The organism is Phyllobacterium sp. A18/5-2, assembly GCF_025452215.1.
GTDB lineage: Bacteria > Pseudomonadota > Alphaproteobacteria > Rhizobiales > Rhizobiaceae > Phyllobacterium > Phyllobacterium sophorae.
The window spans coordinates 1974973-1994731 of sequence record NZ_CP104966.1; the positions used below are offsets into that span (position 1 = coordinate 1974973).

Here is a 19759-nt window from a genome sequence, read left to right on the forward strand (position 1 = left end):
GGCGTTGGCCGTCCAAGATAGTATACTTGGTCGAACCCGATGCTTGAAATACAGTTAAGGGTACCAAAACCCCAACCTTGCGAATCGAGTCCTCGAGTGTCCTCAAAGGCAATTCTGGCCTGCTGCCGGTTTCATAGACACTGAGTTAAGGTGTTCTGCGTGAAACCGGAGAGTATGAATGCAAAGACGAAAGTTCAGCCGCGAATACAAGCTTGAAGCGGTGAAGCTGGTGAAGGAGCGGGGTGTCGCTGTTGCACAGGCTGCCCGCGACCTCGATGTCCACGAGAATGTACTGCGCAAATGGATCAGGGAGCATGGCTCCGATCCGGTCCAGTCCTTTCCAGGGCATGGACAGATGAAGCCGGAACAGCTTGAGATCGAACGGCTGCGGCGCGAGGTCGCGAAGCTGAAGGCGGAGCGCGATATTCTAAAAAAGGCCGCAGCCTACTTTGCAAGGGACGCGATATGAAGTTTGCGTTTATTGCAAAGCACCGTTCGATCTGGCCGGTGGCATGGCTCTGCGAAGCGCTGGGGGTTTCTCGTTCCGGCTTCCATGCCTGGCTCAATCGCTCGCCGAGCGACCATGCCCGCTACGATGAGGTTCTGCTGGACAAGATTGGGCAGAGTTTCAAGTACAGCGACAGAACCTATGGTGCCCGGCGTGTCTGGCATGATGTGCTGGCTGAAGGCTTGTCGTGCGGTCTTCATCGCATTGAGCGGCTGATGCGTCAGAACGCGCTCCGAGCGAGACCACGGCGGCGCGGTCTGCCGAAAGATGCCGGCGACCGATCTGTCATCATGCCCAACGTCCTGGATCGCCAGTTCGCAGCCGACCGACCGAACCAGAAATGGGTGGCCGACTTCACCTATATCTGGACGGCCGAAGGCTGGCTTTATGTTGCCGCCGTCATCGACCTGTTCTCACGCCGTGTCGTCGGCTGGTCGATGAATGCGAATATGACGGCGCAGCTCGTCACCGACGCCCTCATCATGGCGATATGGCGCAGAGGAAAGCCGGATGCGCTGTTGCATCATTCCGATCAGGGCAGCCAATACACCAGCGAACAGTTCCAGCGCCTGATGGGCGATCACGGCATCACCTGCTCCATGAGCAGATCGGGGAACGTCTGGGATAACGCAGCGATGGAAAGCTTCTTCTCATCACTGAAAACGGAGAGAACGGCACGAAAGGTTTATCGGACAAGAAATGATGCAAGGGCGGACGTATTCGATTACATCGAGCGCTTCTACAACCCAAGGCGTCGCCACTCAACACTGGGCTATCTCAGCCCGAACGATTTTGAAACCAAGGTGGGATTAGCTTAACCTCGTGTCCGAAAAACCGGCAGCAGGCCATTCGTCGAAAAGCATGCGCGGATTGTGAGGGTTCGGAATTAGCGAATTTGTTGGCACTGTGCGCGGACTTGACAGCGGAACCGCAATACCTGAGCGCAGCTCGTTATTATGTTCTTCTGCCACGGTGCCCCCATTCTGTATGTTGAGTACTAGCATATGCCACACGGCTCGGCTGCACTCAACACTCGTTTGGAATATCGCTAGAGAGTATCATATCTACCGACAGCGATCGTATATGCTTCTAACAAAGAGGCCCTCGCTCTGTCACCTTCGGATCAAGCCCTGACGGAAAGCCAGTAGGCTTCCATAATCCCCACCAAAACCGGACACCCCATGACACACTTCCACAAAGGCGCGAGAGTTGAATGGGCGAAGGGCGCTGGCTCCGGCAAGATCGTCGAGGCGTTCACGAAGTCGGTGACGAGGACCATCAAGGGTGTCGAGGTAACGCGCAAGGCTTCCAAAGAGGAGCACGCCTATATGATCGAGCAGGACGATGGCGGCAGGGTCCTGAAAAGCGCTTCGGAGCTAAAGGCGGCGAAATAGCCGCGCGTGGTTCGACAGGCTCACCATGCGGGAGTTGGGTTGATTTTAGCATGAGGGAGGGGAGTGCTGGAGCTTCCGCACCCACCATGGGAGGGGAGTGCGCTCCCTGAAGCCCGCCCACCTATCCGTCATCCGTGGTCCTCGGGTTAAACCCGAGGATGACCCGAGGACCCACGGCAAGGAAGCGCAGTTGTTCCGGTGCAGCCGAGGCATTCTAGCGAGATTCTCGTTCAATGATGAACATCCATCGCGATCCAGCTGGATCAGGTCGGGGTACGGTGAGATGGCTGCGCTGCTTAGCCGTGGGTCCTCGGGTCAAGCCCGAGGATGACGGAGAGGTAGTGGCGATCAGGGAGCTATCCTTTCGTGGTGATGAGCAAGAGTCGTTTGGTTACCTTAGGGTTTGACCCATCCCGAGGATGACGGAGAGGTAGTGGCGATCAGGGAGCTATCCTTTCGTGGTGATGAGCAAGAGTCGTTTGGTTACCTTAGGGTTTGACCCATACCGAGGATGACGGAGAGGTAGTGGCGATCAGGGAGCTATCCTTTCGTGGTGATGAGCAAGAGTCTTTGGCTACCGTCGGGTTTGACCCACCCGAGGATGACGGAGAGGTAGTAGCCATCAGGGAGCACACCCTTTGTGGTGATCAGCAAGGCAGGTTCCTCGGGACGCCGTTGGAACCAGGGACCACGGATGACGGAGAGGTAGTGGCGATCAGGAGCTATCCTTTCGTGGTGATGAGCAAGAGTCGTTTGGTTACCTGCGGGTTTGACCCATCCCGAGGATGACGGAGAGGTAGTGGCCATCAGGGAGCACACCCTTTGTGGTGATCAGCAAGGCAGGTTCCTCGGGACGCCGTTGGAACCGAGGACCACGGATGACGGAGAGATGGTGGCTTCGGGGAGATACCCTTTCCCTCATGGTGAGCCTGTCGAACCACGCACCACTGTATTGCAAGCCGAATGGCTGAGGCAGGTTTGATTCAAACATTCGCCGCTGCATAAACCGGTTGGTAACTATCATTCTTCATTCTCGATTCAGTCAGCAAGTGACGATCCGGCGATGTTTGGTTCGGCGTGGCCTCAGTTTTGCCACGGCGGTAGTGGCTTTGCGCTGGCTGGCGTGTGGGTTGTGCAGGTGGGTACGGGTTTCATGGCGTTTGCAGTCAAGACGGGCGTCGAGCCATCGGATAAGTTTGGCCGCCGTCCGGGCCGCAGGGCCGTGCCTGCCACGCTCCTTGCCGGTCTTGGCGCCGCGGCGGCTTTTTGGCGTTTTCGCTACGGTCATGACCCTGCACGGCGCGCTGCTTTCCCGTACCGCCGACAGCATTGCCGTTTCCCATGGCCCGATGCCAACAGCTTCTTCGGGGAGCTTGATCGCACTCGCACCGGCGCGTGCGTTCGTGCCGGAAAAGCCGAAATATCCGCGGGTGCCGCAACTGACGCCGACACCCTGGCAGGCCGCCGGCATGGAAGAAAGCGCGGCGATCGGGCCTTCGGGTGATGTCAGCTTCCTCTCTTCGCCCAAGTCCCGGCCCGTGGCGCAGGCACCTCTGGCTGTCGAAGCGTTTGGCGCGCGTGCGTCGGGTATTGAACTATTGGCGCAAGAGGATTTCAGCGAACGCATGGCCGGGCTCGACACGATGCAGGTCGCGTCGGTCCAGACCTACAGCACATTCGACGCGGAATCCGTCGTGGCAGTACCGTCCGTCGCGGCCGCCGTCGCCGCGCTGGAAGATGCACCGCCTCCGGTGGGCACGCTGCCGCAGGGGCCGTTCAGCCTCGTTCTGGCCGAGGCCGATCCGTCATTGGACGATGAGGCTTCGACCGAAATCCCGCTGCCGGGAATGCGGCCAAGCCGTCCCTCCCTGAAGCGCGCACCGCAGGTGCTCGCCTATGCGCCGCCGGACAATGATATTCGCGATATCGCGCCCACCTACGAACCGCCGGCGCCCCGGCTCAGCGCCCGCAATCGCACGGCAATCTACAGTATCGAGGCGAAAACCGTCTACCTGCCCAATGGCGAGAAACTGGAAGCGCATTCGGGCCTCGGCCCCATGCTCGACAATCCGCGCTTCGTGCACAAGAAGATGCGCGGCGCGACGCCGCCGCATACCTACCGGCTGACCATGCGCGAGAAGCTGTTCCACGGTGTCGAGGCGATCAGGCTCAACCCGGTCGAACCCGGCAAGATCTTCGGCCGCGACGGGCTTCTGGCGCATACCTATATGCTCGGGCCGCGCGGCGATTCCAACGGCTGCGTGTCGATCAAGGATTACCGCCGCTTCCTCGCCGCCTTCAAGCGGGGCGAGATCACGCAGCTCGTCGTCGTCGCGCGCATGCCGTCATCGTCGCTTTTCGCCTCCAGGTAAGCGGGCTGCAAAACCTCAGGGCTTGGGCAGGGCCTTGTCGGCCTTGCACTTCGCCAGCGGCAGCGCCTTGCCGGAAATCACCTTGGTGATGCGCTTGTCTTTGGCGCTTGTCTCGACCGAAAGACAACCGCAGCTGTAGCCATGGCCGGCGCCGCGGCTGGTGTCGACGAACTGCTTCGGATCGCCATCAGGGATGTTGTCGACCCCGGCCGCATCGGGGCCCTCCGCCTGGCCCTGCGAGGTGATCGTCCAGGTTGCGTCCTTGTCGATGAGAAAAAGATCTCCGGGGGTCGGGTTCTCGATCCAGCCGCAGCGCATTTCGCCGGATGGCGCGGGCGAGGCTATGCTGGCGGTAGACTGGATGGTTGCAACCTTTATATCGACATTCTTGCAAGTGCTGTCGTTGCAGACGCCGTTGATCCAGATCTGGCCATTGCCGAACATGATGCCTTTCCAGTTGACGAAAAGGTCATCCAGCTTCTGGTTGACCACGGCGTCTGTAATCTCTTTGGTCATGATTGCATCGTAGTTCTGAACGAACTGGCTGGCCGATTTGATCGTCGACGCCTTGCCCTTGATCTCGACGCCGATCGGATAGCGCACTGCGGCGGCGACGGCGGCCGTGTCATGCGCCTTCACCGCAGCCTGAAAACGGGTGATGACGGCCCGATAGTTGTCGTGGCTGCCGAATGCACCGTCGAGCGCATCGTTCAAGGACTGGCCCTGGGCAAATAACGATCCGGCAGAAAGGACGATCAGCATGGCGGCGGCAAGAAGGGGGACTGTTCTGGTGAACATGGGGCTTCCTCTCCGGCTGTGGGGCGGTCAATTTCCTGACATGGAACGACCACGTTTTGGCCACATCAGGCGAGGCTCGTCAAGCCCTCAACCCTGAATTGCGAGAGGCAAGAAGACTGCAACCTTGTGCCGGTTATGAAAACGCGGAGGCGGGCAGGTACCCCGCCTCCGCCCGCGGTTCAGAAGATGCAGTTCACGGGCTGGCCCAGCGCCATCGCCCCGGCATAACGGGCCTGCGGGCCCTGCTGCAGCGGATGAAAGCGTGCGCCCTGTATGTCCCGGAAGCGCTGTTCAAGGCCGTTGCTGCGGTAGAAGCCGGCGCCGCCGGCCAGTTCCAGCGCGAGTTCGACGGTCTTGATCGCATGTTCGGCGACGAGCGAGCGGCCGATCATGATATCGTTGACGCTCTCCGCGGAGGGTGCATTGCGCTCGGTGACCTTCACCATCCATTCATGCGCCAGCCTTGCCGCGCGCAAGGATGTGTCCATGCGGCCGGCGAGGTTGAGCGCGTTTTCGTTCGGCTGCTTCTTCTTGGCAAGATGGATGGCGATGTCGCGGGCGCTTTCGGCAACGCCGAGATAGACCGCATAAATCAGCGGAAAGGCTGTGGTGGCGATGACCTGGAACACCGGATGCCATTCGCCGGCCTTGCGCGAGAAAGCGACGCCCGCATCCGGGACGAACAGATCTTCCAGGACGACGTCGTTCGAACCCGTACCGCGCATGCCGAGCGCCTTCCAGGTATCGATGATCTTGACGGCGTCGGCTTTCATCGGCGCGCCGAAATGGATGACGCTCTGCGAACCGTCTTCCGCCTGGCAGATCGCGCCGGTCATCAGGATATCGCCGGCATTTGCACCCGAGGTGAAGACTTTACGCGCCGAAACGCGGTAGCCGCCTTCGACCTTTTCGGCAACGCCGGAGCCGCCGATCCAGTCGGAACCACCGCTCGAAAGCAGGATCAGCTTCTCGCCGGCGATGCGCTTCAACAGCGGCTCGACCGCCGCCACCTTCTGGTGACGCCAGCGCCATGCGGGGATCGCGACCTGATGGGTATGCATGGAAAAGGCAAGCGCCGTCGACGAGCAGGCATGCGCCATGACGCGAAGCATTTCGGCAAGCTCGGCAACTTCGGCGCCGCCGCCGCCAAGTTCGCGCGGCACCCCGATCTCGACGAGACCCGCCTCCCGCAAGAGCGCGTAGTTTTCCGCAACGAAGGTATCGCTGGCGTCGAACTCGGCCGCACGCGCGGCGAGGGTTGGTGTCAAAGTCTGGACAATCTCGACCGCATTGCCGGGTGGCGCTGGTGTCTCGATTGGCGATGAATGAGCCAGAGTGTTCATGTTCTCCTCCTATTGGGCCATTGCTGACCGGTGAACAGAATCCTCCCGTATGCGCTCCCTGTCCAGTACACGATCTGTACTAGGGACGAGACTCCGCCCCAGTGATGTTCACGGCGCGGCTTTTGGGGTATCCTTCCCGTTTGCATCTGTTGGCGGGGACCTATGGAACAGCGTGGAGGATACGGCCAATTCTGCCCGGTTGCGATGGCTTCCGAGATATTGTGCTCGCGGTGGACGACGCTGGTGGTTCGCGAGCTCCTGCTTGGCACGACGCGCTTCAACGATCTGCGTCGCGGCGTACCGCGCATGTCGCCTGCGCTCCTGTCGAAACGGCTGAAGGAACTGGAGCGGGCGGGTGTTGTCATTGCCGCGCCCAATGCCAACGGCGTCACCGAGTATCATCTTTCGCCGGCGGGTGAGGATTTGCGCCCGATCGTCCTCGGGATTGGATCGTGGGGGCAGCGCTGGGTGGAATCTCAGCTGACGCTCCGAAATCTCGACCCTGCCCTGCTGATGTGGGACATGCGCCGCAACCTCAACCCGAAGCCGCTGCCGCAACGCCGCTGCACGATACAGTTTCTGTATCCGGAACTGCCGGAAGCGAAGCAGAACTACTGGCTGGTCGTTGACGGAACCTCGGTGGACCTTTGCGGTTTCGATCCTGGTTTCGATGTCGATCTTCTGGTGACGAGCTCGCTGAAGAGCATGACCGCCATCTGGATGGGACTGACTGCCGTGCGCCGCGAGGTCGAGGCCGGCAATCTCGAATTCGACGGCGACCCGAAGATCGCCAGCGCCATGCAGCAATGGCTGGGCTTGAGCACATTTGCCGCCGAACAGCGCAAGGTGTCGTAGGAGCGGCGGCCTGACAGATCCCGAGAAAGACGCGTCATTCAAGGATGATGTCGCCTGCGGCCCCGGATATAGCGCTGCCCGGGCAATGGCGCGCGGCGCGATCGCCATAGGCGTCGATTTCGCGCCTGGCCATGGTCGAGCACGCGAGGGCTGAACGATGCTATCTTCGTCTGGCGCGACAGGTTAGCCGAGCGAGTTGATGATTTCGCGATAGGCGGCCTCCGGGAAGGCCTTCAACGTGCGGGTGCGCACATTGCCTTTCGTGGCGAGGGACAGCGCGAACCGCGCCATGACTGCGTCGTCGGACGCTTCTCCGATCACGACCATGTCGTACTCGCCCATGGTCAGGTAGAATTCCTTGAAGGAGCCACCCATCTCGGCGAGAAGCTTTCTCGCCGCGTCGAGCCTTGCCGGTGACCTCGCGAACACTCTTTACGCCTTGGTCGGTCCAGTTGATGAGCATCACATAAGTGGTCATATCACACCTCCCGCGCGGCACGGCCCGCGCCGGTGGCCGCGAAATGTCCCCTCGCTCCCCGTTGGGGGAAACTATACGCCCCTTGCCGCAGGCGAACAATGCGCGCGGGGCTAGCTCAATGGTAGTAGGCGATAGAGTTTCGTTCAGCGTTCCACAAACGAGCGCAGCCGCAACAGGGCATCGTCCCATTGCTGCGAGACACCTGCGAGATAGGCTCGCACCTCCTCGATCGGCTCGGGCCGGAAGGCGAATTGGCTTGTCCGCCCGACTTTGGTGCTCATGACGAGCCCGGCATTTTCGAGAACACGCAAATGCTTGGTGATTGCCTGGCGGGTAAGCCTGGTGTCTGCCGATAGTCCCGCGATCGAACGAGTGTGCCCGTCGCTGAGCTTTGCCAGAAGCGACAGGCGGGTGCGGTCACCCAATGCCGCAAAGAGCGGCGCGGGGTCGTATTCCTGGACGCTATCGCTCAACATGTGTCTTGATATTCTTCACCTGTTCCTCCCAGCCGCCTTCGTTCATGCGCAAGGCTTCCGGCATGCGGTGTTTCGGCACGGCATCGAAGCCGGACTCGGTGACAGTCAGGCGGGTGCCGGCCGACGTGGGTTCAAGCCGGAATTCGACAAGCGTCGGTTTTTCATCCGAGTAGTCGACATCGGGATCGATGGCATAGGGATGCCACGTCAGCGAGAACAGGCGCGGCGCTTCGATCTCTTTGATCGTCGCCTCCCATTTGATGTGCTCATAGCCGGGATAGGTAATGCGGCCGGTCGAAACCTCGCCCGCGACGAAGGGACCGTCCAGTTTGACCCGGAACCATTCCCCAAATTCCTTGTAGTCGGTGAGCGCCTGCCAGACCCGCTCGACAGGGGCGTTCAACTCGATGCTTTTCTCAATGCGATCAGTCATAAGCGCAACCTCCTGGTTGCATTTACAATGCCATGCTCAAGGCGAAAGAGCAACCAAAAAGTTGCATTTTGGTTGCCGAGTCCAAATTCAAAAATGATGAAGTTTCAGCCTTGCCGGCGCGCCAAAGGCGGATGCCTGCGCCATCGCTACCGGGGCGCGTCCGAGTTGAACTCTCAGCGCAATTTGCCGCAAACCGCAAAACCTCGAGCAAGCGCCAAACGCATTGCAATCAGTCAGGAAAAATAATGGCCGCGGTCTCAAGCCGGCCCGGTTCCGCCGGGCCGGCCCCGGATATCAATAGTCCATCGCAGCACTTGCGGGCGGGCCGGGGTTGGGATCCTTCTTCTGCCGTTCGGCGATCATCGCCTCGGTTGTCACGAGGAGCCCGGCGATGGATGCCGCGCCCTGAAGCGCGCTTCGGACCACTTTCGCCGGATCGATGACGCCCATGTCGTAGAGGTTGCCGTATTCATTGGTCTGGGCATTCCAGCCAAAGGAAAAATTGTCGTTTTCGCGCAGCTTGCCAACGATGATCGATCCCTCGGCTCCGGCATTCTCGGCAATCTGGCGAACCGGCGCTTCGATCGCGCGTCTTACGATGTCGATTCCGACGTTCTGATCGGCATTTCGCCCTTGCAGACCCTTGAGCGCCACGGCTGCCCGCAGCAACGCCACGCCGCCACCCGGCAGAATACCCTCCTCGACCGCGGCGCGCGTTGCATGCAGTGCGTCGTCGACGCGGTCTTTCCTCTCCCTGACCTCCACCTCGGTTGAACCGCCAACCCGGATGACGGCAACGCCACCAGCAAGTTTTGCCAGCCGCTCCTGCAGTTTTTCGCGGTCATAGTCGGAGGTCGTGTCCTCGATCTGCGCCTTGATCTGTGCGATGCGGCCGTCGATTTCGGTTTTTGCGCCGCCACCATCGACAAGCATGGTGGTCTCTTTCTCGATGACTACCTTCTTGGTACTGCCGAGCATGTTGAGCGTCACGCCTTCAAGCTTGATGCCCAGATCCTCGCTGATTGCCGTGCCGCCGGTAAGGATGGCGATATCTTCCAGCATGGCCTTGCGGCGGTCACCGGATCCCGGAGCCTTGACCGCGGCCACTTTCAGGCCCCCGCGCAGCTTGTTGACGACAAGCGTCGCCAGCGCTTCGCCTTCGACGTCTTCGGCAATGATCAGCAGGGGTTTTCCGGACTGGATGACGGCCTCGAGAATGGGCAGCATCGCCTGCAGGTTCGAGAGCTTCTTTTCATGAATGAGGATATAGGGGTCTTCGAATTCGACCCGCATTTTCTCCTGATTGGTAACGAAGTAGGGTGAGAGATAGCCGCGGTCGAACTGCATGCCCTCGACGATTTCCAGTTCGGTATCGGCCGTCTTGGCCTCTTCGACGGTAATGACGCCCTCATGCCCGACCTTACCCATGGCATCCGCCAGATATTGTCCGATCTCGGTATCGCCATTGGCGGAAATCGTGGCGACCTGGGCGATTTCGGAATTGTTCGAAATCTTGCGGGCATTGCGCTTGAGTTCCTCGACGACAGCGTCGACGGCAATATCGATCCCGCGCTTCAGATCCATCGGGTTCATGCCGGCAGCAACGGCCTTGCCGCCTTCGCGGACGATAGACTGGGCAAGAACCGTCGCCGTCGTCGTGCCATCGCCGGCCGTATCGCTGGTCCTTGACGCAACCTCGCGCAGCATCTGTGCGCCCATGTTTTCGAACTTGTCTCCAAGTTCGATCTCCTTGGCAACCGTCACGCCGTCTTTGGTGATACGAGGCGCGCCGTAGGATTTGTCGATGACGACGTTGCGGCCTTTCGGGCCGAGCGTTACCTTGACGGCGTCAGCAAGGATATCGACGCCTTGCAACATCAGATCGCGGGCATCAGCGCTGAATTTGACTTCTTTTGCAGCCATTATCTTTACTCCTCTTTTTCAGGAAAAATCGTAATCTCCCCTTGAAAACACAATAGAATCGGACAAGATTCAGTGTGATGCATGAGTTGATCCACAAGGGTAATATTCATGACCACGAGAGCATTCGAACTTCAGTTGAAGGGTTACGGGCTGACGACAGCGGAAATTCATTATCGCCTTCCCGACCACCCGAGCTTTCTCCAGCTATACATATGGCAGGAGTATGATCTTGCTCCGACTTTTCCGGAATTGAAAGGCTTTCTTGATTTCTGGTGCAAGGATATCGAGGGGCCATTGCATTCGGTTCGCATCGTGCATCAGCGCCTGATCGAGCCGCGTGAATGGCGGGCCGTTGACGGCATTATTTCCATACATTGAACGAAGATTTACACGCGATAGAGCCTTATCGGGTTGACTTTTTCACGCCTGACCAGTCCCTTCGCTTCGAGATCGAGCTGAACGGTCTTTGCCCACCAGCCGGCCTTTGCGCCGCCGGGAAACAGCTCTTGCGGCAGTTCACCGGCAAGGCGCTCACTGATTTGGGCAAGCGTCAAGCCCGGCAATTCGCCTGGAAGAACCTTGAGATAGGCTTGTCTCATCGCATCGTACATGGCCCGGTCGACCTGCCTGGCTGTGCCGGGATGGTTGATGTTTTCGACTTTGATCTTGTTCTGCGGCGCCATTTTGCGTGCTCCATATCCTTGTGGTTTTTCCAAGGACGAATGAGCAACAGGACAACCGACAGCCGAGACGACTGCCGGTGATCATCGTTTATGGCCGCTTCGGAATTTCGAGGCCGCGCTGCACCGCCGGGCGGGCAAGGCCACGCTCCAGCCATTTCGGCACGCGCTTCAGACTGTCGAAGGCGACCAGCTCACCCGCACCGTAGAAACCGACCAGATTGCGCACCCAGCCCAGCATCGAAATGTCGGCGATGGTGTATTCATCGCCCATGACCCATTGCCGGCCATCAAGGCGGGTTTCAAGGACGCCGAGCAGACGCTTCGATCTCGTCAGCGTAGCGCTGGAGGGGACGTTTGTCCTCGATCTCGCGGCCGGCGAATTTGTGGAAGAAGCCGACCTGCCCGAATATCGGACCGATAGCGGCCATCTGGAAGAACACCCACTGGATGGTCTCGTAGTGCGCAGCTGCGCCAGCCGAGATAAGCTTGCCGGTCTTCTCGGCCAAATAAAGCAGGATCGCGCCGGATTCGAACAGGCCCAAAGGCTTGCCGTCAGGCCCATCCGGGTCGATGATCGCCGGGATCTTGCCGTTTGGATTGAGCGAGAGAAATTCCGGCGTCCAGCTCTCGTTCCTGCCGATATCGACGGCATGCGGTTCATAGGGCAGTTCGAGCTCTTCAAGCGCAATCGAGACCTTGACGCCGTTCGGCGTTGGAAAGGAGTAAAGCTGCAGGCGATCGGGATACTTCGCCGGCCACCGGCTGGCGATGGGAAAAGCGGACAGATCTGGCATAGGAGCTCCGTAGTCTGGCTGAGGGGACGATTCGCGCCTGACGTTAGCACGAGGATTGCTGAGCTTCCATGTCGGCCCGGTTCATGATTGTCCGCTAATTCCGAATACAAGGTTCGAATTCCGCAGGCTTATCCGGACACTGAAGCACCACCATACTAATAGCCAGCAAGGGAGAGCCACTCCCGCTCAATCGGAGAAAGATCATGAATCGCTTATCTGGAAAAGTTGCATTGGTGACCGGCGCGAGCGCCGGCATTGGCCGCGCTACAGCCAAGCTCTTCGCGCAAGAAGGCGCCAGGCTGGTCATAGGTGCAAGGCGCAAGCAGGAACTTGACGCGCTGGTAGCAGAAATCGAAGCTGACGGCGGAGAAGCGGTGGCGCTGGCCGGTGACGTGCGTTCCGAAGACTACGCCAAGGCGCTTGTTGCCCTGGCAGCCGGGCGTTACGGCAGGCTCGATATTGCCTTCAACAATGCCGGTGTACTGGGCGAGGCCGGGCCGAGTACGGGCGTTTCGGAAGCTGGCTGGAACGATGCCATTGCGATCAACCTCACTGGCTCGTTCCTTGGCGCGAAACACCAGATCGCCGAGATGGTCAAGCATGGCGGCGGCTCTGTGATCTTCACCTCCACATTTGTCGGCTATAGCTTCGCCTTTCCGGGAGTAGCGGCCTATGCGGCGAGCAAGGCCGGGCTAATCGGCCTGACGCAGGCGCTTGCCGCCGAATATGGTGCGCAGAATGTCCGTGTGAATGCGATCCTCCCTGGCGCAGTCGATACCGACATGTATCGCGCGATGAACGATACTGCTGAATCGCAGGCCTTTATCACCAGCCTGCACGCGCTGAAGCGTGTGGCCACGCCGGAAGAGCTGGCACGCTCGGTGCTCTATCTCGCGTCGGACGACGCCGCATTCGTTACTGGCACGGCATCCCTGGTGGATGGCGGTGCGTCGATCACCCGGACTTGATCCTGCTAAAAAGAGGGGGCCAATCGGCTCCCTTTGACTGTTGTTGGCAGGTCGTCGCAAAGGCGCGGCATCCTAGCCCGGGATACGCCCGCACAGCTGGAAAAACATATGCGACGTCACCAGCGCGTCGGGTCTGGAAAGATAAAGTTCGAGCATTGCAATATCGGTTTCCAGCTGGCGGCGCTCGATGAAGCCGCCTTCGACCAGCTTGTCGGCGACATTGTTGATGAAGTCGCGCAGGATCGTCCGGCGATCATGGCCGGGCGGATAGACATGGACGACGGCATCTGTCCGAATGTCCGCCACACCCGCCTCGCGAAACAGGCGGTGGGTACGCCGCCCGACATATAGGTCGATCCCCTGCGCCGCCGAATAGGCGGTGTAAGCATCAAGGAGACGGGTCCATTCGGGCAAAGGCGGATCGCAGATATGGGCGAGAAAATCCGCCTCGAAACTCGCGATCCAGCCTCCCGGGCGCACCAGCGCCACCATTTCGCGCACGATAAGTTCGGGCTTCGGCACATTGACGAGGACGAGGCGCATGTGTGCGCCGTCGAACGATGCGCGGGGCAGGCCCGTATCGTAGGCGTCGCCCTCACGAACCTCGACCTGCGTCAGGCCATGGTCGGCGACGAAGCGGCGCGCCAGCTCGACAAAATGCACGCTGCGCTCAATACCCAGAACGGATCCGGCAGGTCCCACCCGCTTTCCCAGGAGGTGCAGGACACCTCCGGGACCGCAACCGATATCGACTACGCGCTCGCCCTGTCTGATGCCGATTTTCTCGAATTGTGCGTCCAGAATCCGGGGCAAGGTTGGCGATCTGACGCTTCAGCCGCATTTCTTCGGCTTCGGCCCGTCCAAGCAGGTAGACATCGGGTTGTGTCATGGCTGGTTCCCTCAGCGTGAACACATATGAGATTGGGTTGCTTAAGAGATTGCGCCCGCTCCCTCGCATGGTCAACACATCCCGGATGCAAGTTACCGAATGAAGGGGATCAGTGCGCGGATGCGCGGATCCCGCAGGTACAGCCCGCCCCAGATCATCAAGCCAAGATAGACACCGAACAGGGTGTGGCTGAAGAGCGGGTTTCCGATACGCACATGCGTGGCGATTGCCCCACCAAGATAGCCGGTCAAAAGAATCGCGCCGAGGACCGCTGTGCGCGGATTGGCATAGAGCAGCGTGCAAACCAGCGTGAGAATGCCGAGGAAGCGGGCAAAACCGGCACTGCCCGGGTAGCCGAGTTGCGCCGTCGTTTCCGTGACCACGTCCAGCGGAACCAGCTTAATGGCACCGTCGAAGATCAGAAACAGGATGACAAGGCCGCTGAGAATGCGGCCAACCCAAACTGCCCTGCTTGACGGGACTTGTATGCTCTGTGCGGTGAATTCCATGACTATGTCCTTCCAAATGATGCAACGGGATTGTCTGAAGACTGTCAGAAGGACGATTGGCCGATGACGATACCGACAATACTGTCCAACTATTTTTTTGCCATGAACGTAAAAAACTGCAAATCGGGCCGCAAGGCTCGCCGATGGCCGTAACATCCAATTAAACTGCCCGCACCTCGCCACGGGAAACGTCGAAAAACTGGGCGCGGCCTTCCAGGCTCTTGAATAGCGCCTTGTCCGTGCCGGTCATGAAGGCCTGGCCGCCGAGTTCCTCGACAATATCGAAAAGCGCTGCGCGGCGGCCCTCATCGAGATGCGCGGCGATCTCGTCGAGCAGGAGGATCGGTGCCATGCCGGCGAGTTCGCCGGTGAGCCGCGCATGGGAGAGGATGAGGCCGATCAGCAGCGCCTTTTGTTCGCCGGTGGAGCAAAGTTCCGCCGGCATCGCCTTCGGCCGGTGGCGCACGAGAAGATCGGAACGATGCGGTCCATCGAGCGTACGCCCCGCGGCACGGTCGCGGCTCCGCCCGTCATGCAGCGCGCGGCGAAAGGTTTCCTCAACATCGGTCGCAGCTTCAATGCCGACACGCTGCTCCAACTCCCCTTCAAGTAGGCAATCGGCCTTAGGGAAGGGGCTGTCGTCCGGCAATCGCTCGATCATGCCATTGATGAGGCGCATCAATTCCGCGCGCGCGGCAGCGATAGCGATGCCAAGCTCGGCCAATCGCGTCTCGATTGCATCGAGCCATGCATCGTTGCTGCGTTCTTCCGTAAGCAGGCGGTTACGGCTTCGCATCGCCTTTTCATAGTCGAGAACACGCTTGCCGTGGGCCGGGTCAATGGCGAGAACCATGCGGTCGAGGAAACGCCTGCGATCAGCGGCAGGGCCGGTGAACAGCCCGTCCATCGCCGGCACCAGCCAGAGAATGCGGGAATATTCGAGAAGCTCATCGGCAGTCGCCGCAGTGACGCCATTGATACGAACCCGGCGGGCTGTATCACCCGGTGCATTGCCGGCAAGACCGGTGCCGACATCGACCGATCCCTCGGGGGCCTCTATGCTGGCATGAATGGCAAATCCGTCAGGCGCATTGCTGCGGGTCACGTCGGCATAGGCCGCACGGCGAAGTCCGCGCCCGGGCGACAGAAACGAGACAGCTTCGAGCAGGTTCGTCTTGCCGGCACCATTCTCGCCGGTCAGTACGACGTGCGAGGGCGCCAGCCGCAGGGACAGGCTTTCATAATTGCGGAAATTGGCAAGCTTCAACCGGCTGATCGCAACGCGGGCCGGTTTGCCCGCGTCCGTGAGAGGATCATCGGTCATGGCAACAATGCTTGGCGCTACTACACCCGCATCGGCATGAGCACATAGAGCGCATTTTCATCGCCCGTATCCCGCACCAGTGTCGGCGATCCCGCATCGGCCAGCATGAAAATCGCCTCGGAGCCGGTCAACTGTCCCGTTATATCGAGCAGATACTTGGCATTGAAACCGATCTCGATCGGATCGGAATCATAGTCCGCCGCAAGTTCGTCCGTGGCGCTGCCGGAATCCGGATTGTTGACCGTCAGTGTCAGCTGCCCATCGGCGATCGTCAGCTTGACCGCACGGCCACGCTCGCTCGAAATCGTCGAGACGCGGTCAACAGCGGCCGCAAAGCTCTGGCGATCGATCGTCAGTTTCTTGTCGTTGCCGGATGGGATAACGCGCTGGTAGTCCGGGAAGGTACCATCTATGAGCTTGGAGGTAAGGACAACGGAGCCGATGGTGAAGCGAGATCTTGGTTTCCGACAATTCGACCGTAACGGCGACATCAGGATCATCGACAAGCTTCTGCAGTTCCGCGACGGTCTTGCGCGGGATGATGATGCCCGGCATGCCCTCGGCGCCGGACGGCGCTTCGAGTTCGGCGCGGGCGAGGCGATGGCCGTCGGTGGCGACTGCACGCAACTTCAGGACGCCGTCGCTTTCAATGGCATGGAAATAAATACCGTTGAGATAATAGCGGGTCTCTTCGGTAGAGATGGCAAACTGCGTCCGCTCGATCAGGCTTTTCAGAGCACTTGATGGTATGCGGAACGTGTGGCTGAAAGAACCCGCCGTGAGCTCGGGAAAATCCGATTGCGGCAGGCACTGCAGGCGGAAACTCGACCGGCCAGACGTCACGGCCATCGAATTGCCGTCCGGATTGGTCGCGAGCATGACCTCGGCGCCGTCCGGCAGCTTGCGCACGATATCGTAGAGCAGATGGGCCGGAACAGTCGTCGCACCTGATTGCTCGATCTGCGCGGCCGTCGCTTCTGTCACTTCGAGATCAAGGTCCGTCGCTTTCAGAGCGAGGCTTGCGCCATCCGCATTGAGGAGAACATTCGAAAGGATCGGAATGGTGTTGCGCCGTTCGACCACGCGATGGACATGGTTGAGCGACTTCAGAAGATTGGAACGTTCAAGAGTTACACGCATGATAAACCGGTCTCGCTGACATCAATTCCAGCCAAAGCGCCACGGGCTTGCGGCGCTTTACTGGCGAGGGGACATATTTCCCCCAAGGTCAAGCAAATTGGCAGAAATTCATGACAAAAAGCAAGCCTGCGGCGGGTATCAGCGTGCCATACCGCAGGCTTTCTGTTGATAAACTATTGGGCCTGATCGTTGATAAGACGCTTCAGCAGCTCCAGCTCCTGCGACAGTTTCTGGTCCTTGCCGACGATATCCTCGATCTTGCGCACGGCGTGGAGAACCGTCGTGTGATCGCGTCCGCCGAAACGGCGGCCGATTTCCGGCAGCGAGCGCGGTGTCAGCATCTTGGCGAGATACATGGCGATCTGGCGTGGCTTGACGATGGTGCGCGTGCGGCGGTTAGACAGAAGATCCTGCTTCGAAACGTTGTAGTGCCTCGCGACGATGCGCTGGATCTCTTCGATGCGGATGCGCTTGGCTTCACCGCCGCGCATCAGGTGGCTCAAGAGTTCATCGACGCGATCGACTGAAAGGTTGGGCTCGAATGTCTGGCGGAACAGAAGCTGGTTGAACGCGCCCTCAAGCTCACGGCCGCTGCCGGTAACGGACTGTGCGACGTGATCGAGGATTTCAGGCGTGATGTCGAGCGAATGATCCTCGGCTTGAGCGGCGACAAGGCGGCGCTTGAGGATTTCAAGGCGCATCGCATAGTCCGGGGCGATCATTTCAAGGGCAACGCCACCCTGGAGACGGGAGCGAACACGCGGGTCGAGCGATTCCAGTTCTGACGGCGGACGGTCCGCAGCGACGACGACCTGCTTGGCACTGTCGAGCAGCGTGTTGATAAGATGACAGAATTCATGCTGGATCGACTTCCCCTGCAGAAACTGCATGTCGTCGATAATGAGGAGATCGATGTCGCGCAGCTGTTCCTTGAACGACAGCGCATTGTTGTCGCGAATGGCGGTAGCAAAGCGCCACATGAAATATTCCGCGGTGAGATAGACCACGCGGGCACGTTCAGGACGCTTCAATGCTTCGGCCGCGATGGCCTGAAGCAGATGGGTCTTGCCGAGGCCAACGGAGGCGTGGATGAACAGCGGATTGAAACGGACAGCGCTCGCACCGGCATCGGCGATGGTGCGGGCGGCGGCAAGCGCAACGCGGTTGGGAGTCCCATCGACGAAAGTGTCGAACGTATAACGCGGGTCAAGCGGCGATCCGAAAACCGAATTCTGCGCGCGATCCGCAAAATGTGCGGGGGTCTTCTTTTCCTGGGCAGTACTACCAACGGGAAAGACCGGCTTTTCGCGGGTGAGGGGACGAGAATCGGCGCGCAGGGGAACTTCCGCATCCAGAGTCGGCCGGATACAGCGGCTGGCGCTGCGGAAAACGATTTCGACCTTCAGAATCTGCTCATCTTCTTCCCGCCACAATGCAGCGATCATATCCGAGTAGTGATTGTTGATCCAGGAGCGCAGAAATGCGGTCGGAACAGACAGGCGGACAACGCTCTTGGAGGTCTCGTCCAGCTTCAGGCGGCCAAACCAGCTCGAATAGACCTCACTTCCAAGCTTGGCTTTGAGCTTCAACTTGACGCGTTCGAAAATCAACTCGCCCTGACTGCCGGCCGAATCCATGTCTTTCCCCTCGTCCATATGGAGCGGGACCATGGCGTTCGAGCCGTTTTCCATTATTCCGCTGGTCATTGTCATTGCCTCATCCTGGTCTATGTCGATCGGGTCGATATTTGATGTCACGCCCGTGTTTTTATACTTGCCGGCGTTTCATCGCCTGGCATCGATTTTTTGACTAGCCGCCCCAGTGGCCAGCCTGAAAAGTTCCGAAACTAACAGATTGAGGTTTTGGCGATCACGCGGTGTTGGACTGATTTTGCAATGTCCAAAATGTCTTTAACTGCCACGTTCGCATCCCTCTCAACTTAGGCGCAGTAAGCCTTACGCCCGGCTTACGCCAGCGCTGCCAACTCGCTCGATTTGTGAAACAACCCAAATCCGTAGGACCTGAGTACTGACAAAAACCACTCGCTACGCAAACGATTAAATCTGCGCCCGAACCCACTAATTACTAAGTCTGTTAAATGGGTTTTGCCCACCCCTTCGATGTCTGGACCTTACAGAAACCTTTGCAGGAAGAGCAAGTGCGGACCAAGGGTTTTTTGATGAATTAAAGGTTAACGTTTTTCCATTTTTTTTAACCGTCTCTGGTCCAACGAGGAAAAACCGTTCGGATTCAAAGCCTTTTTTGAGACATAGATTTTGTTGCACCGCAGACTCCCGTTGGCAAAAAAAAATATTAAATTTTCGCTTGACACAGGCTGAGGCGGGGGATTCCAAGGGCTGGGCTTAAGCTATAATGACTACCTGCCATAAGCCATTGAAAATAAAGGCAAAATGATGATTGACGCTTTTTGTCCTAAACGATTTGTGACCGCCAGATGTCATGGTTTTGATATGCCACAATCTTTTCCGCCGGAAACGAATTTATTCCCAAAAAACCGCCAAAACAAAAAACCCGGCTAAAGACAAGCCGGGTTTTCAAATATAAATACGGGGGGGTCTGTTAAGCGGACATGCCCTTCAGACGGGCCGACAGACGCGATACCTTGCGCGAGGCAGTATTCTTGTGAAAGACGCCCTTCGACGCGGCGCGCATTACTTCCGGCTCGACCGCCTTGAAGGCGAGGGAAGCTGCTGCCTGGTCGCCGCTTGCCACCGCATCTTCGAACTTGCGAAGGAAGGTGCGCACGCGCGAGCGGCGGGACTTGTTTACTTCGGTGCGGGCTTCGATCTTGCGCGCCGCTTTCTTGGCCGAAGGAGTGTTGGCCATGATGCCTCTCTTTTTCTGTCAGCTA

17 protein-coding genes and 5 pseudogenes are annotated in these 19759 nt (G+C 59.1%); 6 read left to right on the forward strand and 16 right to left on the reverse strand.

Features of this window, described 5'->3' with window-relative positions:
• Nucleotides 1-16 precede the first annotated feature (16 nt).
• Nucleotides 17-112, reverse strand: a pseudogene (locus tag N8E89_RS29295) (hypothetical protein); the annotation flags it as partial.
• A gap of 66 nt (nucleotides 113-178) precedes the next feature.
• On the opposite strand from N8E89_RS29295, the gene N8E89_RS09825 reads away from it, so the two are divergent.
• Both N8E89_RS09825 and N8E89_RS09830 read left to right on the forward strand, forming a co-directional pair.
• A protein-coding gene (locus N8E89_RS09825) for an IS3 family transposase (RefSeq protein WP_106667833.1) occupies nucleotides 179-1326 on the forward strand; the annotation gives its coding sequence in 2 pieces (ribosomal slippage) (nucleotides 179-428 and nucleotides 428-1326; 1149 coding nt in all).
• 363 nt (nucleotides 1327-1689) lie between these two features.
• On the forward strand, nucleotides 1690-1902 hold the full coding sequence (locus N8E89_RS09830; protein WP_262259795.1) for a hypervirulence associated TUDOR domain-containing protein: 213 nt from the start codon (nucleotides 1690-1692) through the stop codon (nucleotides 1900-1902).
• A gap of 1042 nt (nucleotides 1903-2944) precedes the next feature.
• Here N8E89_RS09830 and N8E89_RS09835 read toward each other — a convergent pair.
• Entirely contained in the window at nucleotides 2945-3190 is a 246-nt protein-coding gene (locus N8E89_RS09835; protein ID WP_262259796.1) for a hypothetical protein, read from the reverse strand.
• On the opposite strand from N8E89_RS09835, the gene N8E89_RS09840 reads away from it, so the two are divergent.
• Nucleotides 3189-4274: a DUF2778 domain-containing protein gene (locus N8E89_RS09840; protein ID WP_262259797.1), complete on the forward strand. Its 1086-nt coding sequence runs from the start codon at nucleotides 3189-3191 to the stop codon at nucleotides 4272-4274. The genes N8E89_RS09835 and N8E89_RS09840 overlap by 2 nt on opposite strands.
• 15 nt (nucleotides 4275-4289) lie before the next feature.
• Here N8E89_RS09840 and N8E89_RS09845 read toward each other — a convergent pair whose 3' ends face one another.
• Together N8E89_RS09845 and N8E89_RS09850 are read right to left on the reverse strand one after the other, a co-directional pair.
• The gene (locus tag N8E89_RS09845) at nucleotides 4290-5072 is read right to left on the reverse strand and encodes a DUF4087 domain-containing protein (RefSeq protein ID WP_262259799.1); all 783 of its coding nucleotides are present in this window, start codon (nucleotides 5070-5072) and stop codon (nucleotides 4290-4292) included.
• 179 nt (nucleotides 5073-5251) lie between these two features.
• On the reverse strand, nucleotides 5252-6415 hold the full coding sequence (locus N8E89_RS09850; protein ID WP_106664586.1) for an acyl-CoA dehydrogenase family protein: 1164 nt from the start codon (nucleotides 6413-6415) through the stop codon (nucleotides 5252-5254).
• Between the two features lie 162 nt (nucleotides 6416-6577).
• On the opposite strand from N8E89_RS09850, the gene N8E89_RS09855 reads away from it, so the two are divergent.
• The gene (locus N8E89_RS09855) at nucleotides 6578-7270 is read left to right on the forward strand and encodes a winged helix-turn-helix transcriptional regulator (RefSeq protein ID WP_106664585.1); all 693 of its coding nucleotides are present in this window, start codon (nucleotides 6578-6580) and stop codon (nucleotides 7268-7270) included.
• A 183-nt stretch (nucleotides 7271-7453) separates the two neighbouring features.
• Here N8E89_RS09855 and N8E89_RS09860 read toward each other — a convergent pair.
• The 4 genes and pseudogenes from N8E89_RS09860 to groL form a co-directional block, all read right to left on the reverse strand.
• Nucleotides 7454-7748: pseudogene (locus N8E89_RS09860) on the reverse strand (GYD domain-containing protein).
• A 143-nt stretch (nucleotides 7749-7891) separates the two neighbouring features.
• Nucleotides 7892-8224, reverse strand: a complete 333-nt coding sequence (locus tag N8E89_RS09865) for an ArsR/SmtB family transcription factor (protein WP_106664583.1) — start codon at nucleotides 8222-8224, stop codon at nucleotides 7892-7894.
• Nucleotides 8211-8657 (reverse strand): SRPBCC family protein, encoded by a 447-nt coding sequence (locus N8E89_RS09870; protein WP_106664582.1) that lies wholly within the window; start codon nucleotides 8655-8657, stop codon nucleotides 8211-8213. Before N8E89_RS09870 ends, N8E89_RS09865 begins: the two co-directional genes overlap by 14 nt.
• 294 nt (nucleotides 8658-8951) lie before the next feature.
• On the reverse strand, nucleotides 8952-10580 hold the full coding sequence (gene groL / locus N8E89_RS09875) for a chaperonin GroEL (protein ID WP_262259802.1): 1629 nt from the start codon (nucleotides 10578-10580) through the stop codon (nucleotides 8952-8954).
• A 108-nt stretch (nucleotides 10581-10688) separates the two neighbouring features.
• On the opposite strand from groL, the gene N8E89_RS09880 reads away from it, so the two are divergent.
• Nucleotides 10689-10958, forward strand: a complete 270-nt coding sequence (locus tag N8E89_RS09880) for an usg protein (protein ID WP_100000270.1) — start codon at nucleotides 10689-10691, stop codon at nucleotides 10956-10958.
• An 8-nt stretch (nucleotides 10959-10966) separates the two neighbouring features.
• Here N8E89_RS09880 and N8E89_RS09885 read toward each other — a convergent pair whose 3' ends face one another.
• Nucleotides 10967-11263: a DUF6958 family protein gene (locus tag N8E89_RS09885; protein WP_106664580.1), complete on the reverse strand. Its 297-nt coding sequence runs from the start codon at nucleotides 11261-11263 to the stop codon at nucleotides 10967-10969.
• An 88-nt stretch (nucleotides 11264-11351) separates the two neighbouring features.
• Nucleotides 11352-12057: pseudogene (locus N8E89_RS09890) on the reverse strand (glutathione S-transferase N-terminal domain-containing protein).
• A gap of 203 nt (nucleotides 12058-12260) precedes the next feature.
• On the opposite strand from N8E89_RS09890, the gene N8E89_RS09895 reads away from it, so the two are divergent.
• Nucleotides 12261-13025: an SDR family oxidoreductase gene (locus tag N8E89_RS09895; RefSeq protein ID WP_106664578.1), complete on the forward strand. Its 765-nt coding sequence runs from the start codon at nucleotides 12261-12263 to the stop codon at nucleotides 13023-13025.
• A 72-nt stretch (nucleotides 13026-13097) separates the two neighbouring features.
• Here N8E89_RS09895 and N8E89_RS09900 read toward each other — a convergent pair whose 3' ends face one another.
• The 6 genes and pseudogenes from N8E89_RS09900 to rpsT all read right to left on the reverse strand — a co-directional run bounded on the left by N8E89_RS09900 (nucleotide 13098) and on the right by rpsT (nucleotide 19734).
• Nucleotides 13098-13838, reverse strand: coding sequence for a methyltransferase domain-containing protein (locus N8E89_RS09900; protein ID WP_262259804.1), 741 nt, complete (start codon nucleotides 13836-13838; stop codon nucleotides 13098-13100).
• A gap of 168 nt (nucleotides 13839-14006) precedes the next feature.
• Entirely contained in the window at nucleotides 14007-14423 is a 417-nt protein-coding gene (locus tag N8E89_RS09905) for a DoxX family protein (RefSeq protein ID WP_106664576.1), read from the reverse strand.
• A 160-nt stretch (nucleotides 14424-14583) separates the two neighbouring features.
• Nucleotides 14584-15747 carry a DNA replication/repair protein RecF gene (gene recF, locus N8E89_RS09910; protein ID WP_262259805.1) on the reverse strand — a complete coding sequence of 388 codons (1164 nt, stop codon included), beginning with the start codon at nucleotides 15745-15747 and terminating at the stop codon, nucleotides 14584-14586.
• A 20-nt stretch (nucleotides 15748-15767) separates the two neighbouring features.
• A pseudogene (gene dnaN, locus N8E89_RS09915) lies at nucleotides 15768-16887 on the reverse strand (DNA polymerase III subunit beta).
• A gap of 173 nt (nucleotides 16888-17060) precedes the next feature.
• Nucleotides 17061-18524: pseudogene (gene dnaA / locus N8E89_RS09920) on the reverse strand (chromosomal replication initiator protein DnaA); the annotation flags it as partial.
• Nucleotides 18525-19467: 943 nt separating this feature from the next.
• A complete protein-coding gene (gene rpsT, locus N8E89_RS09925; protein WP_106664573.1) occupies nucleotides 19468-19734 on the reverse strand; it encodes a 30S ribosomal protein S20 in 267 nt (88 codons plus the stop codon).
• Between the last annotated feature and the right edge of the window lie 25 nt (nucleotides 19735-19759).

What these genes read in the sequence shown, in the direction of transcription:
- N8E89_RS09850 (WP_106664586.1), bottom strand. Translation starts at nt 6,415, where the DNA reads ATGAACACTCTGGCTCATTCATCGCCAATCGAGACACCAGCGCCACCC.
- N8E89_RS09885 (WP_106664580.1), bottom strand. Translation starts at nt 11,263, where the DNA reads ATGGCGCCGCAGAACAAGATCAAAGTCGAAAACATCAACCATCCCGGC.
- N8E89_RS09830 (WP_262259795.1), top strand. Translation starts at nt 1,690, where the DNA reads ATGACACACTTCCACAAAGGCGCGAGAGTTGAATGGGCGAAGGGCGCT.
- N8E89_RS09865 (WP_106664583.1), bottom strand. Translation starts at nt 8,224, where the DNA reads ATGTTGAGCGATAGCGTCCAGGAATACGACCCCGCGCCGCTCTTTGCG.
- N8E89_RS09855 (WP_106664585.1), top strand. Translation starts at nt 6,578, where the DNA reads ATGGAACAGCGTGGAGGATACGGCCAATTCTGCCCGGTTGCGATGGCT.
- N8E89_RS09845 (WP_262259799.1), bottom strand. Translation starts at nt 5,072, where the DNA reads ATGTTCACCAGAACAGTCCCCCTTCTTGCCGCCGCCATGCTGATCGTC.
- rpsT (WP_106664573.1), bottom strand. Translation starts at nt 19,734, where the DNA reads ATGGCCAACACTCCTTCGGCCAAGAAAGCGGCGCGCAAGATCGAAGCC.
- N8E89_RS09895 (WP_106664578.1), top strand. Translation starts at nt 12,261, where the DNA reads ATGAATCGCTTATCTGGAAAAGTTGCATTGGTGACCGGCGCGAGCGCC.
- N8E89_RS09870 (WP_106664582.1), bottom strand. Translation starts at nt 8,657, where the DNA reads ATGACTGATCGCATTGAGAAAAGCATCGAGTTGAACGCCCCTGTCGAG.
- N8E89_RS09840 (WP_262259797.1), top strand. Translation starts at nt 3,189, where the DNA reads ATGACCCTGCACGGCGCGCTGCTTTCCCGTACCGCCGACAGCATTGCC.
- groL (WP_262259802.1), bottom strand. Translation starts at nt 10,580, where the DNA reads ATGGCTGCAAAAGAAGTCAAATTCAGCGCTGATGCCCGCGATCTGATG.
- N8E89_RS09905 (WP_106664576.1), bottom strand. Translation starts at nt 14,423, where the DNA reads ATGGAATTCACCGCACAGAGCATACAAGTCCCGTCAAGCAGGGCAGTT.
- N8E89_RS09835 (WP_262259796.1), bottom strand. Translation starts at nt 3,190, where the DNA reads ATGACCGTAGCGAAAACGCCAAAAAGCCGCCGCGGCGCCAAGACCGGC.
- recF (WP_262259805.1), bottom strand. Translation starts at nt 15,747, where the DNA reads ATGACCGATGATCCTCTCACGGACGCGGGCAAACCGGCCCGCGTTGCG.
- N8E89_RS09880 (WP_100000270.1), top strand. Translation starts at nt 10,689, where the DNA reads ATGACCACGAGAGCATTCGAACTTCAGTTGAAGGGTTACGGGCTGACG.